22 protein-coding genes and 2 tRNA genes are annotated in these 24210 nt (G+C 64.0%); 21 read left to right on the forward strand and 3 right to left on the reverse strand.

What is annotated here, in order from left to right:
- Positions 1-7: 7 nt before the first annotated feature.
- The 13 genes from frr (at position 8) to PCQ86_RS08410 (ending at position 12596) form a co-directional block, all read left to right on the forward strand.
- A complete protein-coding gene (gene frr, locus PCQ86_RS08350) occupies positions 8-568 on the forward strand; it encodes a ribosome recycling factor (protein ID WP_011805777.1) in 561 nt (186 codons plus the stop codon).
- Between the two features lie 28 nt (positions 569-596).
- Positions 597-1331, forward strand: coding sequence for a polyprenyl diphosphate synthase (gene uppS / locus PCQ86_RS08355; RefSeq protein ID WP_270175255.1), 735 nt, complete (start codon positions 597-599; stop codon positions 1329-1331).
- 33 nt (positions 1332-1364) lie between these two features.
- Positions 1365-2219, forward strand: a complete 855-nt coding sequence (locus tag PCQ86_RS08360) for a phosphatidate cytidylyltransferase (protein WP_270175256.1) — start codon at positions 1365-1367, stop codon at positions 2217-2219.
- Positions 2216-3388, forward strand: a complete 1173-nt coding sequence (gene ispC / locus PCQ86_RS08365; RefSeq protein ID WP_270175257.1) for a 1-deoxy-D-xylulose-5-phosphate reductoisomerase — start codon at positions 2216-2218, stop codon at positions 3386-3388. Before PCQ86_RS08360 ends, ispC begins: the two co-directional genes overlap by 4 nt.
- A gap of 119 nt (positions 3389-3507) precedes the next feature.
- Positions 3508-4872 carry an RIP metalloprotease RseP gene (gene rseP, locus PCQ86_RS08370; protein WP_270175258.1) on the forward strand — a complete coding sequence of 455 codons (1365 nt, stop codon included), beginning with the start codon at positions 3508-3510 and terminating at the stop codon, positions 4870-4872.
- Positions 4873-4917: 45 nt separating this feature from the next.
- Positions 4918-7215: an outer membrane protein assembly factor BamA gene (gene bamA / locus PCQ86_RS08375; protein WP_220638772.1), complete on the forward strand. Its 2298-nt coding sequence runs from the start codon at positions 4918-4920 to the stop codon at positions 7213-7215.
- Complete coding sequence (locus PCQ86_RS08380) at positions 7215-7736, forward strand: OmpH family outer membrane protein (RefSeq protein ID WP_047351154.1); 522 nt, start codon at positions 7215-7217, stop codon at positions 7734-7736. Before bamA ends, PCQ86_RS08380 begins: the two co-directional genes overlap by 1 nt.
- Before the next feature lie 24 nt (positions 7737-7760).
- Positions 7761-8741: a UDP-3-O-(3-hydroxymyristoyl)glucosamine N-acyltransferase gene (gene lpxD, locus PCQ86_RS08385; protein WP_047351155.1), complete on the forward strand. Its 981-nt coding sequence runs from the start codon at positions 7761-7763 to the stop codon at positions 8739-8741.
- A 15-nt stretch (positions 8742-8756) separates the two neighbouring features.
- A complete protein-coding gene (gene fabZ / locus PCQ86_RS08390) occupies positions 8757-9197 on the forward strand; it encodes a 3-hydroxyacyl-ACP dehydratase FabZ (protein ID WP_011805769.1) in 441 nt (146 codons plus the stop codon).
- Positions 9198-9214: 17 nt separating this feature from the next.
- Positions 9215-10006 (forward strand): acyl-ACP--UDP-N-acetylglucosamine O-acyltransferase, encoded by a 792-nt coding sequence (lpxA, locus tag PCQ86_RS08395; RefSeq protein WP_135149332.1) that lies wholly within the window; start codon positions 9215-9217, stop codon positions 10004-10006.
- A 15-nt stretch (positions 10007-10021) separates the two neighbouring features.
- Positions 10022-11179 (forward strand): lipid-A-disaccharide synthase, encoded by a 1158-nt coding sequence (gene lpxB, locus PCQ86_RS08400; protein WP_270175259.1) that lies wholly within the window; start codon positions 10022-10024, stop codon positions 11177-11179.
- Complete coding sequence (gene rnhB, locus PCQ86_RS08405; protein ID WP_011805766.1) at positions 11154-11783, forward strand: ribonuclease HII; 630 nt, start codon at positions 11154-11156, stop codon at positions 11781-11783. The genes lpxB and rnhB overlap by 26 nt, the downstream gene beginning before the upstream one ends.
- A gap of 30 nt (positions 11784-11813) precedes the next feature.
- Positions 11814-12596 carry a TrmH family RNA methyltransferase gene (locus PCQ86_RS08410; RefSeq protein ID WP_270175260.1) on the forward strand — a complete coding sequence of 261 codons (783 nt, stop codon included), beginning with the start codon at positions 11814-11816 and terminating at the stop codon, positions 12594-12596.
- Between the two features lie 57 nt (positions 12597-12653).
- On the opposite strand, the gene PCQ86_RS08415 is transcribed toward PCQ86_RS08410, so the two are convergent.
- The 3 genes from PCQ86_RS08415 to PCQ86_RS08425 form a co-directional block, all read right to left on the reverse strand.
- Complete coding sequence (locus PCQ86_RS08415; protein ID WP_103738363.1) at positions 12654-13028, reverse strand: hypothetical protein; 375 nt, start codon at positions 13026-13028, stop codon at positions 12654-12656.
- Positions 13029-13145: 117 nt separating this feature from the next.
- Positions 13146-13230 (reverse strand) — tRNA-Leu (locus PCQ86_RS08420).
- 180 nt (positions 13231-13410) lie between these two features.
- Positions 13411-13495 (reverse strand) — tRNA-Leu (locus PCQ86_RS08425).
- A gap of 19 nt (positions 13496-13514) precedes the next feature.
- On the opposite strand from PCQ86_RS08425, the gene rnr reads away from it, so the two are divergent.
- The 8 genes from rnr to infB all read left to right on the forward strand — a co-directional run bounded on the left by rnr (position 13515) and on the right by infB (position 24200).
- Positions 13515-15809: a ribonuclease R gene (gene rnr, locus PCQ86_RS08430; RefSeq protein ID WP_270175261.1), complete on the forward strand. Its 2295-nt coding sequence runs from the start codon at positions 13515-13517 to the stop codon at positions 15807-15809.
- A gap of 41 nt (positions 15810-15850) precedes the next feature.
- Complete coding sequence (locus tag PCQ86_RS08435; RefSeq protein ID WP_041838809.1) at positions 15851-16606, forward strand: SDR family oxidoreductase; 756 nt, start codon at positions 15851-15853, stop codon at positions 16604-16606.
- Positions 16607-16649: 43 nt separating this feature from the next.
- On the forward strand, positions 16650-17336 hold the full coding sequence (locus PCQ86_RS08440) for a c-type cytochrome (protein ID WP_270175262.1): 687 nt from the start codon (positions 16650-16652) through the stop codon (positions 17334-17336).
- Complete coding sequence (locus PCQ86_RS08445; protein WP_270175263.1) at positions 17333-18607, forward strand: c-type cytochrome; 1275 nt, start codon at positions 17333-17335, stop codon at positions 18605-18607. The genes PCQ86_RS08440 and PCQ86_RS08445 overlap by 4 nt, the downstream gene beginning before the upstream one ends.
- Positions 18608-18617: 10 nt before the next feature.
- Entirely contained in the window at positions 18618-19007 is a 390-nt protein-coding gene (locus PCQ86_RS08450; protein ID WP_270175264.1) for a thioredoxin family protein, read from the forward strand.
- Between the two features lie 189 nt (positions 19008-19196).
- Positions 19197-19790, forward strand: coding sequence for a ribosome maturation factor RimP (gene rimP / locus PCQ86_RS08455; protein WP_047350597.1), 594 nt, complete (start codon positions 19197-19199; stop codon positions 19788-19790).
- 69 nt (positions 19791-19859) lie between these two features.
- On the forward strand, positions 19860-21344 hold the full coding sequence (nusA, locus tag PCQ86_RS08460; RefSeq protein ID WP_047350559.1) for a transcription termination factor NusA: 1485 nt from the start codon (positions 19860-19862) through the stop codon (positions 21342-21344).
- Between the two features lie 24 nt (positions 21345-21368).
- Positions 21369-24200, forward strand: a complete 2832-nt coding sequence (gene infB, locus PCQ86_RS08465; RefSeq protein WP_270175265.1) for a translation initiation factor IF-2 — start codon at positions 21369-21371, stop codon at positions 24198-24200.
- Positions 24201-24210 lie beyond the last annotated feature (10 nt).

Genomic DNA, 24210 nt, shown 5'->3' on the forward strand with positions numbered 1-24210 from the left:
ACCACACATGACGATTGCCGACATCAAGAAGACGACCGAGGCGAAGATGGACCAGTCCATCGCCGCCTTCAAGAACAACCTGGCCAAGATCCGCACCGGCCGCGCCAACCCGCAGCTGCTCGACACGATCCATGTCGAGTACTACGGATCCATGGTGCCGTTGTCCCAGGTGGCCAACGTGGCCTTGCTCGACGCGCGCACCATCAGTGTGCAGCCCTGGGAAAAGAACATGGGTGCCAAGATCGAGAAGGCGATCCGTGAAAGCGATCTGGGGCTGAACCCGGCCTCCATGGGCGACCTGATCCGCGTGCCCATGCCGCCGATGAGTGAAGAGCGCCGCAAGGAGATGACCAAGCTGGCGCGCAGCGAAGGCGAGGGCGCCAAGGTGGCCATCCGCAACCTGCGCCGCGATGCCAATGAGGGCGTCAAGAAGCTGGTCAAGGACAAGCTCGCCTCCGAGGACGACCAAAAGCGCGCCGAGGCCGATGTGCAGAAAACCACCGACAAGCACATTGCAGAGATCGATGCCTTGGTGGCGGCCAAGGAGCAGGAAATCATGGCGATCTGATCCGGTTTTGCGGATAGATCCTGGATTCATGCCCACCGTGCAGGGAGCCATTCCCCACCACATTGCCATCGTCATGGATGGCAACGGCCGCTGGGCGACGCGCCGCTTCCTGCCGCGCCTGGCGGGGCATCGGCAGGGCGTGGAATCGCTGCGGCGCTGCGTGCATGCTTGCGTCCAACGCGGCGTGGGCGTGCTTACCGTGTTCGCGTTTTCCTCCGAGAACTGGAACCGTCCGGCGGACGAGGTGTCCGGTCTCATGGATCTGCTTGCCAAGGCGCTGACACGTGAGGTGCCGCAACTGGCCCGGGATGGCGTGCAGGTGCACTTCGTGGGGGAAAAATCGGGCATTTCGGCGCAGGTGCGCGAAGGGCTTCAGCGTGCCGAGGCGGCCACCGCAGGCAACCAGCGCCTGGTGCTCAATGTCTGCTTCAACTACGGCGGCCGCTGGGACATCACGCAGGCCGCAGCTGCGCTTGCAGCGCGGGGCGAGCCCATCACCGAGGCCAGCCTGCATGCCGCCATGGGCATGGCCCATGTGCCCGATCCGGATCTGCTGATCCGAACCGGTGGCGAGCGGCGCATCAGCAACTTCCTGCTGTGGCAGGCCGCCTATACCGAACTGTATTTCAGTGACCGCCTGTGGCCCGATTTCGACGAGGCCGCACTGGATGAAGCCATCTCGGACTTCGCGGCGCGCGAGCGCCGCTTTGGCCAAACCTCCGACCAGGTACAAGCGCAGCAGCCCGGTTCGCTGCGTGCCTGATTCCGTCCACCGCACATCGCTGAAGGGGCCTGGATGCTCAAGCAACGTGTCATCACCGCGTTGGTCCTGCTGGCCATTCTGCTGCCGGCATTGTTCTATCCCTCGTTCGTGCCCTTTGCCGTGGTGACGCTGGTCATGATGGCTGCGGCGGCGTGGGAATGGGGTCGGCTCAACGGCCTCGGCGGCGGCGCCAGCATCGGCCTGGGGGCGGCGTGTGTAGTGCTGTGCGGCCTCGGGTGGGCCGCGGGCTGGCTGCACCAGCCGCTGCCCTGGCTGTGGCTGGTGGGCGGCGCTGCCTGGGTGCTGGGCGGGGCCGCCTTGCTGCGCGTCGGCGTGGCCGGCTGGCCGCAGCTGCCGCGCGGGCTGCGCGTGGCTGGCGGCGTGCTGGCGCTGTGGATGGCCTGGCTGGCCGTGGCCCAGGCGCGCGTGGTGGGGGTCAATTTCCTTCTGTCGGTTCTGACCCTGGTGTGGGCGGCCGACATCTTTGCCTACTTTGCCGGCCGCGCTTTTGGCCTGCGCTTCACGCGCAACAAGCTGGCTCCCTCTATCAGCCCCGGCAAGAGCTGGGAAGGGGTGTGGGGTGGCATGCTGGGTGTGCTGGTGCTGGCCGCGGCCTGGACCGCGGCCGATGGGGCCTGGCAGGCCAGCGTGCCCAGCCTGTACTCACGCCTGGCAGCCCAGGGCGTATGGCTGCTGGTCGTTGGCGCATTGTTCATGGCCGCCATGAGCGTGGTAGGCGACCTGGTGGAGTCGCTCATCAAGCGCAGCGCCGGTGTCAAGGACAGCAGCGGCCTGCTGCCCGGCCACGGCGGCGTACTGGACCGCATTGATGCGCTGTTGCCCACGCTGCCCCTGGCCATGATGCTTTCTCATTTCGCATCCCCATGAAACAACGTCTCACGGTGCTGGGTTCCACGGGATCCATCGGCACCAGCACCCTCGACGTGGTGGCACGCCACCCCGATCGCTACGAAGTCTTTGCGCTGAGCGCGGCCACGCAGGTGGACCTGATGCTGGCGCAGTGCGCGCAGTTCCGTCCGCGCTATGCGGTGATGGCCAGCAGTGCACACGCGCGCCAGCTGGCAGACAAACTGCAGCAGAGCGGCTTGCCCACCGAGGTGCTGCAAACACCCGATGCGCTGCAAGCCATTGCCTCCCACGAAGAGGTGGACGCGGTCATGGCGGCCATCGTGGGCGCGGCGGGCCTGGCCCCGTGCCTGGCGGCCGCGCGTGCGGGCAAGCGCCTGCTGCTGGCCAACAAGGAGGCGCTGGTCGTCGGGGGCGAGGTGTTCATGGCTGCGGTGCGCGAAGGCGGCGCCACGCTGCTGCCCATCGACAGCGAGCATTCCGCCATCTTCCAGAGCCTGCCCGAAGACCCCGCCACCTGGCCGCGGCGCGTGGACCACGTGCTGCTCACTGCATCGGGCGGGCCGTTTCGCACGCGCGACCCGGCCACGCTGCGCGACGTGACACCGGCGCAGGCCTGCGCGCATCCCAACTTCTCGATGGGCCGCAAGATTTCCATCGACTCGGCCACGATGATGAACAAGGCGCTGGAGGTGATCGAGGCGCGCTGGCTGTTCAACCTGGCCCCCGAGCAGATCAAGGTGGTCATCCACCCGCAGCAGATCATCCACTCCATGGTGCAGTTCGTGGACGCGTCCATCATTGCCCAGTTGGGCACGCCCGATATGCGCGTGCCCATCGCCTGTGGCCTGGCCTGGCCCGAGCGGGTGGAAAGCGGCGCGGCCCCCCTGGATTTCACGCAACTGGCAGCGCTGACCTTCGAAGAAGCGGATCCCACGCGCTTTCCCGGCCTGCACCTGTCCTGGCAGGCGTTGCGCGCGGCGCCCGGCACCACGGCCGTGCTCAATGCAGCCAACGAGGTGGCAGTGGCGGCTTTCCTGGAGCAGCGCATACGTTTCGACCAGATCCATGCGCTCAACCTTGCAACTTTGGAAGCCGTCGAACCGTCCAACCCGGACTCGCTGGATGCACTGCTGGCGCTGGATGCGCGCACGCGTGCGCGGTCCGCGGAGTTGATGGCGCGCTTGTGAGGATGCTCTTAAAAGGTGAGCTTTTTGCGATTGTCACATAAGGGTTGCAGGTGCGTTTTATATTCAAACCATTGCTGGATAAGCGCAAGGCGCTCTGATTTTTGTAGGAAACCCCAGGCATGCTGCTGACTGTCGTTGCCTTCATCGTCGCGTTGGGCGTGCTGATCGCCGTGCACGAGTACGGCCATTACCGCGTGGCGGTGGCCTGCGGTGTCAAGGTCCTCCGCTTCTCGGTCGGCTTTGGCAAGCCTTTGCTGCGTTGGCAGCCCAAGGGTTCACCCACGGAATTCGTCATCGGCGCCTTTCCGCTGGGAGGGTACGTGCGCATGCTGGACGAGCGCGAGGCGCCCGTCGAGCCGCATGAACGCCACCTGGCCTTCAATACCCAGCCCCTGCGTTCGCGCGCCGCCATCGTTGCCGCGGGGCCGCTGGCCAATCTGCTCCTGGCGGTGTTGTTGTATGCCGCCGTCAACTGGGGCGGCGTGGACGAGCCCAAGGCCTACCTGGCCAGCCCTGTAGCGGGCTCGGTGGCCGAGCAGGCGGGCCTGCGCGGCGGCGAACTGGTGGTGTCCGCCGGGCTGGGCGAGGGCGATTTCGAGCCCGTGCGCTCGTTCGAAGACCTGCGCTGGACGCTCACGCGCGGCGCGCTGGACGGGCAGAACGTGCGGCTGCTGCTGCAGCCTGAGCGCGGCTCGACGCCGCGCGAGGTGCTGTTGCGCATAGATCAGCTGGACGTGCGCGAGGCCGATGTGCAGCTGTATCGCCGCATCGGCATCACCGCGCCCTGGACGCGACCCGTGCTGGGTGAGGTCGTGCCAGGCGGCGCGGCTGCGCGTGCGGGGCTGCGCGCTGGCGATGTGGTTCTGCGCCTGGGCAGTGCGGCGGTGGTGGATGGCGCGCAACTGCGCGAGCTGATACGCGCGTCCGTGCAGGCGGGCCAGCCGCTCACGCAGGTCTGGCGCATCGAGCGCGACGGTCAGCCGCGCGACCTGGAAGTCACGCCCGAAGTGGCACAGGAGGCTGGCGGCGCCGTGGGACGCGTCGGCGCCTATGTGGGCGCGCCGCCCGAGATGGTGAACGTGCATTACGGCCCCTTGGAAGGGCTCTGGAAAGGCACGGTGCGCACATGGGAGGTGTCGGTCCTCACGCTGCGCATGATGGGCCGCATGGTGATCGGTGAGGCTTCGCTCAAGAACCTCAGCGGGCCGCTGACCATCGCCGATTACGCAGGCCGTTCCGCCAGCATGGGGCTGACCCAGTACCTCAGCTTCCTCGCACTCATCAGCGTGAGCCTGGGAGTGCTGAACCTGCTTCCGCTGCCCGTATTGGATGGTGGGCACCTGATGTATTATCTTTGGGAGGGGGTGACGGGACGGGGCGTGTCCGAAGCCTGGATGGAGCGGCTGCAGCGCACAGGCGTCGCGGTGCTTCTCCTCATGATGTCCATCGCCCTGTTCAACGACCTCACCCGGCTTTTTGGCTAACCTTTTCGCCGCCGTTGCGCTGCACTGTCGGCTCCAGCTTCATCCATGAGAAAACATATCAATCGCCTGGGCGTGCGTACGGCATCCGCCCTCGCAGCCATGGTTTTTGCCTCCCAAGCCGCATGGGCGCTGGCGCCGTTCAAGGTGCAGGACATCCGTGTGGAAGGCCTGCAACGTGTGGAGCCGGGCACCATCTTCGCGTCGTTGCCGCTGCGCGTGGGTGACGAGTACAACGACGACAAGGGTGCAGCAGCCATCCGCGCGCTGTTTGCCCTTGGCCTGTTCAAGGACGTGCGCCTGGAGGCTTCCGGCAACGTGCTGGTGGTGGTGGTGGAAGAGCGCCCGACCATCGCCGACGTGGATTTCGCCGGCACCAAGGAGTTCGACAAGGACACCCTCAAGAAGGCCATGCGCGACGTGGGTTTGACCGAGGGGCGCCCCTTCGACAAGGCCCTGGCCGACCGCGCCGAGCAGGAACTCAAGCGCCAGTACATCAACCGCAGCCTGTACGGCGCGGAGGTGGTGACCACCGTCACGCCGATCGAGCGCAACCGTGTCAACCTCACCTTCACCGTCACCGAGGGCGAGCCCGCCAAGATCAAGGAAATCCGCATCGTCGGCAACAAGGCCTTCAGCGAATCCACGCTCAAGGGGCTGTTCGACCAGGACACGGGCGGCTGGATGAGCTGGTACACCAAATCCAACCGCTATTCGCGCGCCAAGCTCAATGCAGACCTGGAGACGCTGCGCTCGTACTATCTGGCGCGCGGCTTCCTGGAGTTCCGCATCGAGTCCACGCAGGTGGCAATCTCGCCCGACAAGCAGGACATCTCGATCACCGTCAACGTGAACGAAGGCCAGAGCTATGTGGTTTCAGGGGTGAAGTTGGAAGGCAACTACCTGGACCGCGATGACGAGTTCAAGTCGCTCATCACCATCCGCCCCGGCGAGCCCTACAACGCCGATAAGGTGGCCGAAACCACCAAGGCTTTCACTGACCACTTCGGCAACTTCGGCTTTGCCTTCGCGCGTGTGGAGGCTGTGCCCGAGATCGATCGCGAGAACAACCGCGTGGCCCTGGTGCTGCGCGCAGAGCCCTCGCGCCGCGCCTATGTGCGCCGGATCAACGTGAGCGGCAACAACCGCACGCGCGACGAAGTCATCCGCCGCGAATTCCGCCAGTTTGAAGCCTCCTGGTACGACGGCGACAAGATCAAGCTGTCGCGCGACCGCGTGGACCGCCTGGGCTATTTCACTGAGGTGAATGTGGAAACCCAGGAGGTGCCGGGCGCGCCCGACCAGGTGGACCTGGTGGTGAACGTGGCCGAGAAGCCTACGGGCTCGCTGCAACTGGGGGCGGGCTTTTCCAGCGCCGAGAAGGTCTCGGTGTCGTTTGCCATCAAGCAGGAGAACGTCTTCGGTTCAGGCAACTACCTTGGCGTGGACGTCAACACCAGCAAGTACCGTCGCACGCTGGTGTTTTCCACCACCGATCCGTACTTCACGCAGGATGGCATCTCCCGTACCTTCGACGTTTACTACCGCACGGCCAAGCCCTATGAAGACCAGGGCGGCAACTATGAGTTGGTCACCGCGGGCACCAGTGTGCGCTTGGGCGTACCCTTCAGCGAGACCGACACCGTGTTCTTCGGGGGGGGAGTGGAGCAGACGCGCATCAAGGCCGGTACCAATATCCCCGCCGCCTACCTCGCCTATGCGCAGCAGTTTGGTGAAAACAGCCTATCCGTGCCGCTCACCATTGGCTGGTCGCGCGATGACCGTGACAGTGCGTTGGCACCGAACTCCGGGCGGTACCAGCGCCTGAACTCCGAATGGTCCGTAGCCGGCGATGCGCGCTATGTGCGAGCCAACTACCAATACCAGCAGTACATTCCCTTGAACAAGCAGTTCACCATCGCCTTCAACGGCGAGTTGGGCTTAGGCAAGGGCATGAATGGCCGTCCCTTCCCGGTGTTCAAGAATTTCTACTCCGGCGGCCTGGGCTCGGTGCGCGGCTTCGACCAGGGTACACTGGGTCCGCGGGACGTGACCGGTGCGTCGCTGGGCGGCCCCAAGAAGATCACGCTGAATGCCGAACTCATCGCGCCGTTCCCCGGCGCCGGCAACGACCGCACGCTGCGCTGGTTCACTTTCGTGGACGCGGGCAACGTGTACGGCGAGGATGAGAGCTGGGAGCTGGGCGACATGCGCGTCTCGGCTGGTCTGGGCCTGAGCTGGATTTCCCCGCTGGGCCCGCTACGTATCGCCATCGCGCAACCGGTGCGCAAGTTCGCCGGCGATAAAATCCAGAAACTGCAATTCCAGATCGGAACGTCTTTCTAATGAAATCCCTTTCCCGCCACATTCCCCTGGTCGTCCTGTTGGGCTCCCTGGCTGCCGCCGTGCCTGCACAGGCACAGGAGTTCAAGGCCGGCTTTGTGAATACCGACCGCATCTTCCGCGAAGCCAACACCGCCAAGGCGGCGCAGGCCAAGCTGGAGCAGGAATTCTCCCGCCGGGAGAAAGAACTGGTGGACATGGGCAATTCGCTCAAGTCCGCCACCGAGAAGTTCGAGCGTGAGGCGCCCACGATGGCCGAGAGCCAGCGCACCGCACGGCAACGCCAGTTGGTGGACCAGGACCGCGAATTCCAGCGCAAGCGCCGCGAATTCCAGGAGGACCTGGGCGCGCGCAAGAACGAGGAACTGGGCCAGGTGCTCGAGCGTGCGAACCGCGTCGTCAAGCAGGTGGCCGAGCAGGAGAAGTACGACGTGATCCTGCAGGAGGCCGTCTACATCAATCCCAAGCACGACATCACCGACAAGGTGATCAAGGCGATGAACGCTGCCAACGGCGGCAAGTAAAGCACCGGCACGAGGCAGTAGCGCGTGAGCTTGCGACTCGGGCAGATCGTCGATGCACTTGGGGGCAGCCTGGAAGGAGGGGACAGGGATACCGAAATCCTCCGCATCGCCCCGCTGGAATCCTCCGGCCCGGGTGACCTGTCCTTCCTGAGCAATCCGCGCTACCAGTCACAACTGGCCGCCTCCCAGGCGGCCTGTGTCATTGTGGCCCCCGCGATGCGCAATGCAGCCTTGGAGCGCGGCGCTTGCATCGTTGTGGAGCAGCCCTACACGTACTTTGCACACGTGACGCAGCTGTGGGTGCGCGCGCATGGCCAAGGTGCGCCTGCGGGCATTCACCCCAGCGCCGTGGTTGATCCTCAAGCCCAGGTGGCCCCGACGGCCTCCATCGGTCCCCTGTGCGTGGTCGAGCGCGGCGCAGTGATTGGAGCGCACACGGTGCTCAAGTCGCGGGTGACGGTCGGCGAGCGTTGCACGGTTGGCGAGCGCTGCATCCTGCACCCTGGCGTGGTCATCGGGGCCGACGGCTTCGGCTTTGCGCAGCAGCGCGGCGAATGGATCAAGATCGAGCAACTGGGCGCGGTGCGCATCGGCAACGATGTGGAGATCGGTGCGAACACCTGCATCGACCGCGGAGCGCTCGACGACACGGTCATCGAAGACGGCGTCAAGCTCGACAACCTGATCCAGATCGCGCACAACGTGCACATCGGCCGCCACACCGCCATGGCGGGCTGTTCCGCGGTGGCGGGCAGCACCCGCATCGGCGCGCACTGCACGATTGCAGGGGCCGCGTCCATCGTGGGGCACCTGCAGTTGGCGGACAATGTGCACATCTCCACCAACACGGTGGTGACGCACTCGATCACGCAACCGGGGCAGTACACCGGGGTGTTTCCCATGGACGACAATGCGAAGTGGGAAAAGAACGCGGCCACGCTGCGGCAGCTGTACCGGCTGCGTGAACGCATCAAGGCTCTCGAACAAACACGAAAAGACGGCTAGGCCGCTCACAGAAAAATGATGGATATCCACCAAATTCTCAAACTCCTGCCCCACCGCTATCCGTTCCTGCTGGTGGATCGGGTGAATGAGCTCGAACGCGGCAAGCGCATCCTGGCCATCAAGAACGTGACCATCAACGAGCCGTTTTTCACGGGGCACTTCCCCGCACGCCCGGTGATGCCGGGGGTGTTGATTCTCGAAGCACTCGCGCAGGCGGCGGGCTTGCTGTCGTTCGACATGATGGGTGAGGCGCCGGGCGACGACAAGGTCTTTTACTTCGTCGGTATCGATGGTGCGCGCTTCAAGCGCCCCGTGGAGCCAGGCGATCAGCTCATCCTCGACGTGGAACTGGACCGCATCAAGGGCGGCATCTACAAGTTCAAGGGTGTCGCGCGCGTGGGCGACAGCGTCGCGTGCGAGGCCGAGATCATGTGCACCATGCGCACGGTGGCCTGACAGGCCGAGGATTTCGCTTGGCGCCCAACATCCATTCCACGGCCCTCGTTGATGCGGCCGCGCAGTTGGACCCTACTGTTACGGTGGGGCCGTATGCGGTTATCGGCCCCCACGTGCAAATCGGCGCGCGCACGTCGATTGGCGCGCACTGCGTGATCGAGGGCCATACGCGCATTGGCGAAGACAACCGCATCTTCCAGTTCAGTTCGCTGGGAGCAGCTCCGCAGGACAAAAAATACGCGGGCGAGCCCACGCGTTTGGAGATCGGCCACCGCAACACGATCCGCGAGTTCTGCACCTTCAACGTCGGCACCGTGCAGGACCGGGGCGTCACCACCATCGGGGACGACAACTGGATCATGGCCTATGTACACATCGCGCACGACTGCGTGGTGGGCAACCAGACCATCCTGGCTAACAACGCCACGCTGGCCGGACATGTGCAGGTGGGTGACCAGGCCATCATCGGCGGCTTGACCGGCGTGCACCAGTTTTCACGCATCGGCGCCCACGTCATGGCGGGCTTTGCCAGCCGCATCTCGCAAGATGTTCCGCCCTTCATGATGGTGGACGGCAATCCGCTGGCCGTGCGCGGGCTGAACCTGGAAGGGCTGCGCCGGAGGGGTTTTTCCGCGCAGCGCATGGCGGGCATCAAGCAGGCCTACCGCCTGCTGTACCGCCAGGGCCTCACGCTGGAGGCCGCGCTGTCGGCCATGGCCGACGTGCCGCATTCGTATCCCGAGGCGGAAGGCGATATCGCCCTGCTGCGTGATTTCGTGATCGCGTCGCAGCGCGGTATCGCGCGCTGAGACGCCACTGGCGCCATGGTGGCTGAGTCTCCCCGCGTCGCAATGGTGGCTGGCGAAACCTCCGGCGACCTGCTGGCCGGCCTGCTACTGGACGGCCTGCGTGCGCGGTGGCCCGCCGTGGCCAGTATGGGCATCGGCGGGCCGCGCATGCAGGAACGGGGCTTTCATGCCTGGTGGCCCAGCGAACGGCTGGCCGTGCACGGCTACAGCGTCGAGCTGGTGCGGCGCCTGCTGGGCATCCTGCGGATCCGCCGGCAGCTGCGTGCCAGATTGCTGGCGGACAAGCCCGACGTCTTCATCGGCGTGGATGCGCCCGATTTCAACCTGGGGTTGGAGGCGGACCTGCGTGCCGCGGGCATAAAGACGGTGCACTTCGTCTGCCCTTCGATCTGGGCGTGGCGCGCCGATCGGGTCGAGAAGATTCGTGCCAGCGCGGACCATGTCCTGTGCATCTTTCCGTTTGAACCGGAACTGCTCGCGCGCCAGGGCATCGCCGCCACCTATGTCGGCCACCCATTGGCCAGTGTCATCCCCCGGGTGCCCGACAAGGCGGCTGCGCGCGCACAGCTGGGCCTGGCGGTACACGATGAAGTGCTGGCCATCCTGCCGGGCAGTCGCTCGGCGGAGGTGGCCTACATTGCCAAGCCGTTCTTTCAGGCTGCAGCGCTTATCAAAAAAGCGCGACCAGCTATAAAAATAGTAGTACCCGCGGTGCCTGCCCTGAGGGCTCGTATCGAGCAGATCGCGCGCGAATGCGGGGTGCTGGATGCGCTGACCATCGTCACGGGCCAATCGCACTCGGTGCTCGCGGCCTGCGACGTGACGCTGATTGCCAGTGGCACCGCCACGCTGGAGGCCGCGCTGTTCAAGCGGCCGATGGTCATCTCCTACCACATGCATCCGATCAGTTGGCGCCTCATGCGCCGCAAGCAGTTGCAGCCCTGGGTGGGCTTGCCCAACATCCTGTGCAGGGAGTTCGTGGTGCCCGAGCTGTTGCAGGACGCCGCCACGCCCGACGCACTGGCCACCGCGGTCCAGGACTGGCTGGACGCGCGGTTGCAGGATCCGGCCCGTATCCAACGGCTGGAACAGCGCTTCACGGCATTGCACGACGATCTGCAGCGCGATACCCCGCGACTGGCTGCCCATGCGATCCAGAACCTCCTTGCTTGAACAGGCCGCCCTGGACTGGCATCCGCCCGGCCTCGTCGCCGGCGTGGATGAGGCCGGGCGTGGGCCGTTGGCCGGCCCCGTGGTGGCGGCTGCGGTGATCCTGGACGACCTGCAGCCCATCGCTGGCCTGGCCGACTCCAAGGTGCTTACGGCCGCACGGCGCGAGAAGCTCTACGACGAGATCCGCGCTAAGGCGCTGTGCTGCAGCATTGCGGAAGCATCGGTGGAGGAGATCGATCAACACAACATCCTGCAAGCCACGATGCTGGCCATGCGCCGTGCGGTGCTGGGGCTGCGGCTGAAGCCGGTGCGGGTGTTGGTGGATGGCAATCGCTTGCCGCCGCTGGACGTTCCGGCGGAGGCCATCGTCAAGGGCGATGCGCTGGTCGCGTCGATCTCAGCCGCCTCCATCCTTGCAAAGGTCACGCGCGACCGCTGGTGCGCGCAATTGCACCAGCAATACCCGGTGTATGGCTTTGCCGGCCATAAGGGCTACGGCACGGCAGAGCACCTGGCCGCGCTGGAAGTGCATGGGGCCTGTCCCCAGCACCGGCGCTCGTTCGCGCCGGTGGCGCGCGCCTTGCAGGCGCCCGTCGCCGCCTGAGTCTGATCGCTATCCCCCTTTGCGTTTCCTATGCACGCCACGCCTGCTTTCATCCAATCGCGCGACAACGCACTGCTCAAGGAGTTGCGCCGCCTGTCGCAGGACAGTTCCGCATACCGCAAGCAGGGCCGTGTGTGGCTGGAGGGAGATCATCTGTGCAGCGCCGCGCTGGCGCGTGGACAAAAGCCAGCGATAGCGGTGTTCTCGGAGTCATTTTGGCCCCAAGCGCCTGCTGAATATGCGCGAGCAGCTATAAAAAATGTAGTGATCGCTGATGCGCTCTGGAGTGACATCTGCGCTCTGGAGTCTCCGGCGCCCATGGGGTTTGTGTTGCCGCTGCCTGAAGCGGAGGGGTTGGACGGAAGGATGCCGACTGTCGTGCTCGACCGCCTGCAGGATGCAGGTAACGTGGGCTCCATCCTGCGCAGCGCATCAGCATTCGGGTTCACGCAAGTGGCGGCGCTGAAAGGCACCGCTGCGCTCTGGAGTGGCAAGGTGCTGCGCGCGGGCATGGGCGCCCATTTCGCCTTGCGGCTGGTCGAGGGGTTGGCGCCCGCAGACATCGACCGGCTGGAGGTCCCGTTGCTGGCAACCAGCTCGCACGAGGGCGACTTCCTCCATCGCGCAGCCTTGCCCTGGCCGTGTGGCTGGATCATGGGCCACGAAGGGCAGGGCGTCTCGCCCGCCCTGCAGCAGCGTGCGCGGCGCCACATCCGCATTGCGCAGCCTGGGGGCGAGGAGTCGCTCAACGTGGGGGCCGCCGCGGCCATCTGCCTCCATGCCAGCGCTGCGGCGCGCGACTCGGCTGGCTGAGGCGTTCACGGCCCTGGCCGCGCGTCCGCCGGCGGTAGGGCGAATCGGTGGGAAAGCCTACTCAGTGCCCGCGAGACAGGGCACATTGATGTCGCGCGCGAACAGCCGGCAATTGATCGAGTGGCTTGCTTCCACGCCGGCGTTGCGGTTGCGTTGGAATGCCGCCAGCTTGTTCTCTTCGTAGCGCGGATGGGGCGGCGCGCCTTCGGGGCGGTCCAGGCTCTCGGCCCACACGGAGGCATGGCACAGGCTCTTGCCTTCGCAGGCATTGGCCGCGGCGCGCTGCACATAGGCGCGGTTGCCTGCCTTGTCGGTCGGCACCATCACATACACATGATGGCCATACTGGCCGATCACGGCATCTTGGGCCAGGGCATGCGGGGCGCTTAGTGTGAGCATCAGTCCCAGCAGGGCGAAAGTGGGCCGCTTCATGATCCTCCTCCGGTAATGTTTATTGTGTGGCTCGCTGCGCCAGCAGTGAATCTCGGGCCTGCAGGGGCGTTACAAACAAAAAAGCCGCTGAAAAAAACAGCGGCTTTTGCTTGTCTTTGGTGCCCAGGAGAGGACTCGAACCTCCACGATGTTACTCGCTAGTACCTGAAACTAGTGCGTCTACCAATTCCGCCACCTGGGCATTTCAGGGAAGCTCAGATTATAGGAGCCTTTTTGTTCGCCTGAACGGCATTTCAAAAAATTTTATGTATCCCTCGCGCTGCTCCAACACGCCCACATTGTTGAGACGCGGGTAACAAAAAAGGCCACTTCAAATGAAGTGGCCTTTGCTGTCAGAACCCTGGCGGGTTCTCGTTAAACTTGGTGCCCAGGAGAGGACTCGAACCTCCACGATGTTACTCGCTAGTACCTGAAACTAGTGCGTCTACCAATTCCGCCACCTGGGCATTTCAGGAAAGTCATAGATTGTATATCAAAAAAAATCACTCTGAATCATCCGTCGCCAAAGTTTCACTGGACGAGATCGAAGGCACCGTCCAGGGACACCGCGACGGGCATGGCTTCGTCCTGCGCGATGACGGCCAGCCTGACATCTACCTTCCTGCCAATGAGATGCGGGCGGTATTGCACAAGGACCGGGTGCGCGTGCGCATCGCGCGCCAGGACCGGCGCGGCCGGCCTGAAGGCCGCGTGGTTGAGATTCTGGAGCGCCCGCCCCAACCCATCATCGGGCGCCTTCTTCAGGAGAGCGGTGTCTGGCTGGTCGCTCCTGAGGACAAACGGTACGGCCAGGACGTGCTGATTCCCAAGGGTGCCACGGGGGCTGCTGCGACGGGACAGGTCGTGGTGGTGGAACTGACCGAGCCGCCGGCTTTGTTTGGGCAACCCGTGGGGCGGGTGGTCGAAGTGCTGGGGGAGGTAGATGACCCCGGGATGGAGGTGGAAATTGCCGTGCGCAAATACGGGGTTCCGCACGAATTCTCCGAAGCGTGCCTTGACCAGGCGAAGGCGCTGCCGGACAAGGTGCGCGCTCAGGACAAGCGTCGACGCGTTGATCTGACAGATGTCCCCCTGGTCACCATCGATGGTGAAGACGCGCGCGACTTCGACGACGCGGTGTATTGCGAGCCCGCCAAGATCGGGCGCGCCAAGGGGTGGCGCCTGCTCGTGGCCATCGCGGACGTGAGCCACTATGTGGAGACGGGCAGCGCCATCGATATTGACGCCTACGACCGGGCGACCAGCGTTTATTTCCCGCGGCGCGTTATCCCCATGCTGCCGGAGAAGCTCTCCAACGGGCTGTGCTCGCTGAACCCCCATGTCGAGCGCCTGTGCATGGTGTGCGACATGATGGTTACCGCCAAGGGTGAAATTCACGCCTATCAGTTCTATCCTGCGGTCATGCTCAGCCACGCGCGGCTTACCTATACCGAGGTGGCTGCGGTGCTGGCCAATACGCGCGGCCCGGAAGCGCTGAAGCATCAAGAGCGCGTGGGCAACCTGCTCAACCTCTACGAGGTCTACCGCGCATTGCTGGCCGCGCGGCAGGCGCGCGGCGCCGTGGACTTCGAGACGACCGAGACGCAAATCGTCTGTGATGACAATGGCCGTATCGAGAAAATCGTCCCGCGTGTACGCACCGAGGCGCACCGCCTGATTGAGGAGGCGATGCTCGCCGCCAACGTCTGCAGCGCCGATTTCATCGGTCATGCCGGCCGGGCGGGGCTGTATCGCGTTCATGAGGGGCCTGCGCCGGAGAAGCAAGAGATCCTGCGTGCATATCTCAAAGCCATGGGTGTTGGCATGTCGATCGGGGACGACCCGCGGCCGGCAGATTTCCAGGCGATTGCCGAGGCCACCAAGGACCGGGTGGATGCGCAGCAAATCCACACCATGCTGCTGCGTTCGATGCAGCAGGCGATCTACACGCCTGTCAACAGCGGTCACTTCGGTTTGGCATTCGAAGCCTATACACACTTCACCAGTCCTATTCGCCGCTACCCGGATCTGCTGGTGCATCGCGTGATCAAGTCCATCTTGAGCGGCACAAAATATGTGCTGCCCGCGCTGCCGACGCCGGGGGAGGCTCAGTTCAAGCTGGCCAAGCGTCTGGCTTCCAAGGGGGGGGAATCCTCTGCACGCCCTTCCAAGACGGGTGGCGTTATCAGCGTCCGGGAGACGCAGGCGTGGGAGGCCGCGGGACTGCACTGCAGTGCGAACGAACGCCGTGCGGACGAGGCCAGTCGTGATGTGGAAGCATGGCTCAAGTGCCAGTACATGCGTGAGCATCTGGGTGAGGAATACAGCGGTGTCGTCAGCGCGGTGACGAGCTTCGGCATCTTCGTGACGCTTGATGCCCTCTATGTGGAAGGGCTGGTGCACATCACGGAACTGGGTGGGGAGTACTTCAAGTTCGATGAGGCGCGGCAAGAACTGCGGGGGGAGCGCACGGGTATCCGCTATGCGATTGGTGCACGCGTGCGTGTTCAGGTCAGCCGCGTCGACCTCGATGGCCGCAAGATCGACTTCCGGCTGGTGCACGAAGCCGGCGACGGTTTCTCCACCAAAGGCCCCAAGTCCAGGGATGGCGCGAAACGCGGTTCCTCGGCAGCGGCCTTGGATGGTCGTTCCGCCTCGGTGCCCACGGCCCGGGAAAGCAGCGAGGAGGGGAGCCGGCGGCGCCCGCATAAGCAGGCCTTGGCCGGCAAAAAAGCGGCAGGTGGCAAGAACCCTTCTAAGGGCCGCAAATCCCGCGGTTGAGTAGATTGATGGGTAAGAAGGACAGGAGACAAGCGTCGCATATGGTTAAAGCATCGAAGGTGGCCATCGTTACGGGGGCTGGGTCAGGGATTGGCAAGGCGGCGGCTTTGGCGCTGCTGCGCGATGGATGGAGCGTTGTTCTCGCTGGGCGGCGTGAGTCGCTATTGCAGGAGGTCGTGGGCGAATCCGAGGGTGGGGTGCGTGCGCTCGCCGTTCCCACCGATGTGTCCGACCCCGCTGCGGTGCGCACGCTGTTTGACCGGGCTGTGCTTCAGTTCGGGCGCGTGGATCTGTTGTTTAACAATGCGGGCGTGAGTGCTCCCGCCGTGCCGCTGGAGGATCTGGCGGTGGAGCAGTGGCGGCAGGTGGTCGACGTCAACCTCAATGGCATGTTCTTTTGCATGCAGAACGCTTTTCGGGTCATGAAGACGCAGTCGCCACGGGGCGGGCGCATCATCAATAACGGCTCGATTTCAGCGCACGCCCCGCGGCCCAACTCCATCGCCTACACCGCCACCAAGCATGCGGTGATGGGCCTGACAAAGACAGCGGCTCTCGATGGGCGCAAGTACGATATTGCGGTGGGACAAATCGATGTCGGGAACGCCCAGACCGAGCTGGCACAGCGCATGACGCAGGGCGTGCAACAGGCCAATGGCCAGATTGCGGCGGAACCTCTGATGGACGTGGACATCGTGGGGCAGTCCGTGCTTTACATGGCCAATCTTCCGCTGGAGGCCAATGTGTTGTTCCATACCGTCATGGCGACCAAAATGCCTTTTGTCGGACGTGGTTGAGAAATTCATACGCGCCTTGCTGCACGCCGCAGGGGCGCTGTGCATGCTGCTCGCTGCCTCGGTGGCCGCCGCGCCGGCCGTGGATATGGCGCCGCGTGTGCAGGCCTGCACCGCGTGCCATGGCAAGCAGGGGCGTGCCACTCCTGACGGTTATTTCCCTCGCATCGCGGGAAAGCCGTCGGGATATCTGCACAACCAACTGCTCAATTTCCGGGATGGCCGGCGCAGCTATCCGCAGATGGCGTACTTGCTGCAGCATCTGACGGATGACTATCTCCAGGAGATGGCGGACCACTTCGCAAGACTGGACCTGCCCTATGCGCCACCGGTGGCTGCAGCTGTATCAGCAGCCACACTGGCGCAGGGAGAGAGGCTTGTGCGGTGGGGGGATGCGAGCCGCCAATTGCCGGCCTGCGTGCAGTGCCATGGCGATGCTCTGGCGGGCGTCGCGCCTTTCATTCCAGGGTTGCTGGGGCTGTCTCGCGATTATGTGAGCAGCCAATTGGGGGCCTGGCAGACCGGTCTGCGGCGCGCCCATGCGCCAGATTGCATGGCGCGCATCGCCAGCAAACTGACCGCTGCCGATGTAAGTTCCATCGCGGCGTGGCTGTCCTCCCGTCCTGTTCCCTCAAGGTTCACACCGGCGCCGGCAATCAAGGCGTCGCTGCCAATACCCTGTGGCGGCATGGATTCTCCGGCGTTGCGGGCTGGCGCGGAGCAGGTGCAATGAGTGCTTGGCGCAAAAGGCTTGCGACGGCGGGGCTTTCCGTAGCGCTGGTTGCGGGAGGGATCTGGGTATTGAACCGGCTGGATGAAGCTCCGTTGCCGCACGCCGAACGCGTGACCACCACGGCCTCTCTCGACATTGCCAGAGGCCAGTACTTGGCACGTGCCGGTAACTGCCTCGCCTGCCACACCCGACAAGGAGGCGTGGCATTCGCAGGGGGCCGTGGGATAGAGACGCCTTTTGGCGTGATTTACGCCCCCAACCTGACACCCGACCGGGAAACGGGTATCGGAGCGTGGTCCGCATCAGAATTCTGGCGAGCCCTGCACAATGGCCGTTCGCGCGATGGCAGGCTGCTTTCGCCGGCCTTTCCTTATCCCAGCTATACGCGCATCACCCGTGAAGACTCGGATGCCATCTTTGCCTTCTTGCAAAGCTTGCCGCCGGTGGTGCAACCCGGCGTGCCGTCGCGCGTGCGCTTCCCGTTCAATACCCAAGCGGCATTGGCAGTGTGGCGAGCGTTGTATTTTCGGCCTGGTGTATTCGAGCCCGTACCGTCCCGCTCTGCGGAATGGAATCGAGGCGCCTATCTCGTGCAGGGGCTCGGGCACTGTGCTGCATGCCATTCGCCGCGCAACGCGATGGGGGCGGTATCTACAGACGGGCGTTTGAGCGGGGGGATGGCGGCAGGCTGGTACGCCCCAGCGCTCAACACCTCGAATGAAGGAGGTGTGGCGGAATGGCCCAGGCAGGATGTGGTCATGCTCCTGGGGGCGGGGCGCTCACCCCGGGCCGCGGTATCCGGCCCCATGGCGGAGGTGGTCTACCACAGCCTTCAGTATTTGAGCGATGCCGATCTGCAAGCGATGGCGGACTATCTGCAAGCGCTGCCGCCAACGGACAAGGTCGCCGCGCCTCGGCGGCCCCCTTCACCTGCATCGATGCAGCGTGGGCGGGCCACGTACGAGCGTCAATGCGTGCAGTGCCATGGAGGCGAGGGCCAGGGCGATCCTGAGGCCTTTCCTCCGCTGGCAGGCAATCGGGCGGTGATGCTGGAAAATCCTGTCAATCTGGTGCATATGGTGCTGCAGGGCGGGTATCTGCCAGCCACCGGGGGTAATCCGCAACCCCATGGCATGCCGCCATTCCTGCAGCGTTTGAGTGACGCAGAAGTGGCGGATGTGCTTTCATATATTCGCAACGCCTGGGGTAATGCGGCTTCCAGGGTCGATACGATCGATGTCCATCGGGCCCGTGAGGGGCGTGATTCTTAAGGAACTTCTCATGGGCTCCGAAGCCTTTTTGCCGGATGCTGCTTCACATGCCAGCGCAACGCCGCAGTGGTGGGTCGTGTGCCTGTGCGCACAATGGTGCGGTGTATGCCGTGAATACCGTCAAGCCTTCGAGCAAACTGCGCGCGCTTGGCCGCAAATGCGCTTTGAATGGGTGGATGTGGAGGATCAGGAAGAAGTGGTCGGCGACCTGGATGTAGAGACTTTTCCTACTGTCTTGATTGCCGATGGGAGGGCTGCACGGTTTCTGGGACCCCTATTGCCTCAGGCCACAGTGTTGGGGCGCATGCTTCAAAGCTTGCAGCAGGCTTCCCAAGTAGCCACGATGGACAGCACAGCGCAGGACCTTTTTGAGAGGATACGGTCAAGCCGCCAGGGTTGATTCCCGCCCGAATGCAAGATACGTGCCTTTGATCTTTGCAGGTGGCTCGCATATTGGCTACAATACTGGCTTCACGACCAAAACGGGCGGGTACTTACCGCCCTTTTTTTTTGGGCGTTTGATTTTGGTTTTTGCAGCCTTGCCGGCCCCGGTGGGGCCATCACTTGGAATTGGATAGAGCGCACGCACGTGGCATTGCAGCAAATCGTTGAACAAACCGTGGCCGGGCTGGGTTATGACCTGGTGGAGATTGAGCGCTCCGCCGGAGGGTTGCTGCGCATTACCATTGACCTGGTTTGGGTGCCGCCCACGGATGAGGTGTCCGCTGCCGTAGGCGTCGAGCAATTCATTACCGTAGAGGATTGTGAAAAGGTCACCCGTCAGCTGCAGTTCGCGCTGGAGGTGGAGGGGGTGGACTACACGCGGTTGGAAGTCTCATCCCCTGGGATCGATCGCTTGTTGCGCAACGAGGCGGACTTCAAGCGTTTCGAGGGCGAGGTGATCGACATCACCCTCAAGCAGCCCATGGGCGCTGCGGCGGGAGGGCAAGTGCATGCCAACCGCAAGAAATTCCGGGGAACGCTCGAGCATGCCGATTCGGGCGGTTGGCAGATTGTCTGGAGCGATGAGCCGCCCGTGAAGCCGGGGCAGCGCATCAGCAAGAAGCGCGTGCCAGCGCCTTTGCAGGCCCTTGGTTTCACTTTGGATGAGTTGCGCGAGGCGCGGCTTGCGCCGATCGTGGATTTCAAAGGACGAGGGATCAAGCCCGGAGAGCCGGGCTGAAGGTTGCATAACCGGACTGTCCTCTGAACGGGCAGTTCGTCAGGAATTGAGAAACAGGAGAGCCGTCGCATGAATCGCGAGTTGTTGATGTTGGTAGAAGCCATTTCGCGCGAAAAGAACGTGGAGCGCGATGTGGTCCTGGGCGCTGTGGAGTCTGCTCTGGCACAGGCCACGAAGAAGCTCTACCAGGGTGAAGTGGACATCCGCGTGTCGATTGATCGCGACAGCGGCGAATACGAGACTTTCCGTCGTTGGCTGGTGGTGCCCGACGATGCCGGATTGCAGAACCCCGACGCCGAAGAGCTGCTGATGGATGCCCGCGAACGGGTGGCCGATATCGAGGTGGGGGAGTACATCGAGGAAGCCGTCGAGTCGGTACCGATCGGCCGCATCGGGGCCATGGCGGCCAAGCAGGTGATCTTGCAGAAGATCCGCGATGCCGAACGCGAGATGCTGCTCAACGATTTCATGTCACGCGGCGAGAAAATTTTCACCGGCACGGTGAAACGCATGGACAAGGGCGACATCATCGTCGAGAGCGGCCGGGTGGAAGGGCGCCTGCGTCGCGGCGAGATGATCCCGAAGGAAAACCTGCGCAATGGAGACCGTGTGCGCGCCCTGATCATGGATGTGGACCTCACGCTGCGCGGAGCACCCATCATCCTCTCGCGCTCCGCGCCGGAGTTCATGATCGAGTTGTTCCGCAACGAGGTGCCCGAGATCGAGCAGGGCCTGCTGGAGATCAAAAGCTGTGCCCGTGACCCCGGCAGCCGCGCGAAGATCGCTGTGCTCAGCCATGACAAGCGCGTGGACCCCATCGGCACCTGCGTGGGCGTGCGCGGAACGCGTGTGAACGCCGTGACCAACGAACTGGCGGGGGAGCGCGTGGACATCGTGCTGTGGTCCGACGACCCTGCGCAGTTCGTGATCGGCGCGCTTGCTCCGGCCAACGTGACCTCCATCGTGGTCGACGAAGAGAAGCATGCCATGGACGTCGTGGTGGACGAGGAAAACCTCGCCATCGCCATCGGACGCGGCGGCCAGAACGTGCGCCTGGCGTCCGACCTCACGGGCTGGAAGATCAACATCATGGATGCGGCCGAATCCGCGCAGAAGCAGGCCAATGAAACCGATGCCGCGCGTCGCCTGTTCATGGAGAAGCTGGATGTGGATGAGGAGATCGCCAACATCCTGATCGAGGAGGGCTTTGCCAGCCTCGAGGAAGTGGCCTATGTGCCGCTGCAGGAAATGCTGGAGATCGAGAGCTTCGACGAGGACACGGTGAACGAACTGCGCGCACGTGCCAAGGATGCGCTGCTCACCATGGAAATCGTTCGTGAAGAAAGCGTGGAAAGCGTATCGCAAGACCTGCGTGACCTCGAAGGTTTAACGCCCGAACTGATCGCCAAGTTGGCGGAAGGCGGCGTGCATACGCGTGACGACCTGGCCGATTTGGCCATTGACGAACTGACCGAGCTGACCGGCCAGTCTGCCGAAGATGCGACCGCCTTGATCATGAAGGCGCGCGAGCACTGGTTCACGGGGCAAGAGTAAGGGTCAGGGAGGTTCGAACACAATATGTCGAGTAACACTGTTGCTGAGTTCGCTGCAGAGCTCAAGAAATCGCCTGAAACCTTGCTGGACCAGCTGAAGTCCGCCGGTGTGGTCAAGGCGTCGCCGTCGGACGTTCTAAACGAAGCCGACAAGCAAAAGCTGCTGGCCCACCTGCAGGCCAGTCATGGCACTGCGGGGGGTGACCGCAAAAAGATCACCCTGGTCAAGAAGTCCACCAGCGAGATCAAGCAGGCCGACGCTTCTGGCAAGGCACGCACGATCCAGGTCGAAGTGCGTAAGAAGCGTACTTTCATCAAGCGTGACGACAGTGTCGACGCGCCTTCCGATGCGACTGAATCCGTTCCTTCGGCGGAGGATCTCGAGCTCGTGCGCCGCGAGGAAGAGGCGCGCCGTCAGGCAGAGCTGATTCGCCGCCAGGAGGAAGAGTTGGCCTTGACACGCCGCGAGCGTGAAGAGCGCGAGCGCCGCGAGCGCGAAGCCGAAGAACGCGCTGCCGCCTATGCCGCCCAGCAGGCGGAAAAGAAGGCGCAGGAGTCTGCGGAGCGTGCCGAGGCGCAGCGCGAAGCTGCCGTGGAGGCCGAAGAACGTGCGAAGGCACAGGCCGATGCCCGGGCAAAGGCCGATGAAGAATCCAAGGCACGCGCGGCGGAAGAAACCGCGCGTGCGGCCGACCTGGACGAGCGCCGCCGCAAGGCGCTTGCCGAGGCCGAGGCCATTCGCGCAATGATGGCTGCCCCCAAGAAGGTGCTCGTGGCGAAGAAGCCCGAGGAACCCAAGCCTGCCGCCAAGGCGGGAGCTTCCGGGGATGCCAAGAAGGGTACGCTGCACAAACCCGCCACCGGTTCCGGCACGGGCGCGCGCACCGCTGCGCCATCGGCGCCAGGCGGGGCGGGCAAGGAGGTCAAGTCGGCCAAGCTGTCGTCCAGCTGGGCCAACGACACAACCAAGAAGAAGGAAATCAAGACCCGCGGCGACAGCAGTGGCGGCGTGGGGCGCAACAACTGGCGTGGCGGCCCCCGCGGCCGCCGCGGCAATGACCGCGACGACCAGCGCCAGCAGCAGGCAGCCACAGAGTTCCGCGTGCTCGAGGTCTATGTGCCCGAGACCATCACCGTGGCCGAGTTGGCGCACAAGATGGCCATCAAGGCTTCCGAAGTGATCAAGTCGCTCATGAAGATGGGCCAGATGGTCACCATCAACCAGCCGCTGGACCAGGACACCGCCATGATCGTGGTGGAGGAAATGGGCCACACCGCGAAGGTGGCCGCTCTGGATGATCCGGAAGCCTTCACCGCCGAGGAAGTGTCCAGCCAGGATGCCGAACAACTGTCCCGCGCCCCCGTGGTGACGGTGATGGGCCACGTGGACCACGGCAAGACCTCGCTGCTGGACTACATCCGGCGCAGCAAGGTAGCCTCCGGCGAAGCTGGCGGCATTACCCAGCACATCGGCGCCTACCATGTGGAGACGCCACGCGGCATCGTCACGTTCCTGGACACGCCGGGCCACGAGGCCTTCACGGCCATGCGTGCGCGCGGCGCCCAGGCCACCGACATCGTGATTCTGGTGTGTGCGGCAGACGACGGCGTGATGCCCCAGACCAAGGAAGCCATCAAGCACGCGAAGGCGGCTGGTGTTCCCATCGTGGTGGCGCTTACCAAGGCAGACAAGCCCGAGGCCAACATCGAGCGCGTCAAGCAGGAACTGGTGGGCGAGCAGGTGGTGCCTGAAGAATATGGCGGCGATTCGCCATTCGTGGCCGTGTCGTCCAAGACGGGAATGGGCATTGATGCTCTGCTGGAGCAGGTTCTGCTGCAGGCCGAGGTGCTGGAACTCAAGGCTCCCGTCGATGCGGCTGCCAAGGGTATCGTCATCGAGGCCCAGCTGGACAAGGGCCGCGGGTCCGTGGCCACCGTGCTGGTGCAGTCCGGTACGCTCAAGGTGGGCGATGTGGTGCTTGCAGGCCAGACTTTCGGCCGCGTGCGCGCCATGCTGGACGAAGACGGCAAGCAGACCAAGGAAGCCGGCCCGTCGATCCCGGTGGAGATCCAAGGCCTGAACGAAGTGCCCCAGGCGGGCGACGACTTCATGGTGCTGCAGGACGAACGCCGCGCCCGCGAGATCGCGACGTACCGCGCTGGCAAGTTCCGCAACACCAAGCTGGCCAAGCAGCAAGCGGCCAAGCTGGAGAACATGTTTGCCGAGATGGGGGCGGGCGAGGTGCAGACCCTGCCGCTGATCATCAAGGCGGACGTGCAGGGCTCCCAGGAGGCGCTGGCGGCTTCGCTGCTCAAGCTCTCCACCGAAGAGATCCGCGTGCAGATCGTGTACTCCGGCGTGGGCGGCATCAGCGAGTCGGACGTCAACCTGGCGATCGCCTCCAAGGCCATCGTTATTGGCTTCAACGTGCGCGCCGATGCGCAGGCCCGCAAAACGGCCGAAGGCAACGACGTGGACATCCGCTACTACAACATCATCTACGACGCCGTGGATGAAGTGAAGGCAGCGATGTCCGGCATGCTGGCGCCCGAACAGCGCGAGGAAGCCATCGGCACGGCCGAGATCCGTACCGTGTTCGTGGCCTCCAAGATCGGTACCGTGGCGGGTTCGTACATCACGTCGGGCCAGGTCACGCGCAACTGCAAGTTCCGCCTGCTGCGCGACAACATCGTCATCTACACGGGCGATGTGGAATCGGTGCGCCGCATGAAGGACGACGTCAAGGAAGTCAAGGAAGGCTTCGAGTGCGGTATCAAGCTCAAGAACTACAACGACATCAAGGAAGGTGATCAGCTGGAGTTCTTCGAGATCAAGGAAATCGCACGCACGCTGTAAGGGCCGTACG

It is taken from the genome of Diaphorobacter sp. ED-3, from assembly GCF_027625375.1.
GTDB classification, from domain to species: Bacteria; Pseudomonadota; Gammaproteobacteria; order Burkholderiales; family Burkholderiaceae_C; genus Diaphorobacter; species Diaphorobacter nitroreducens.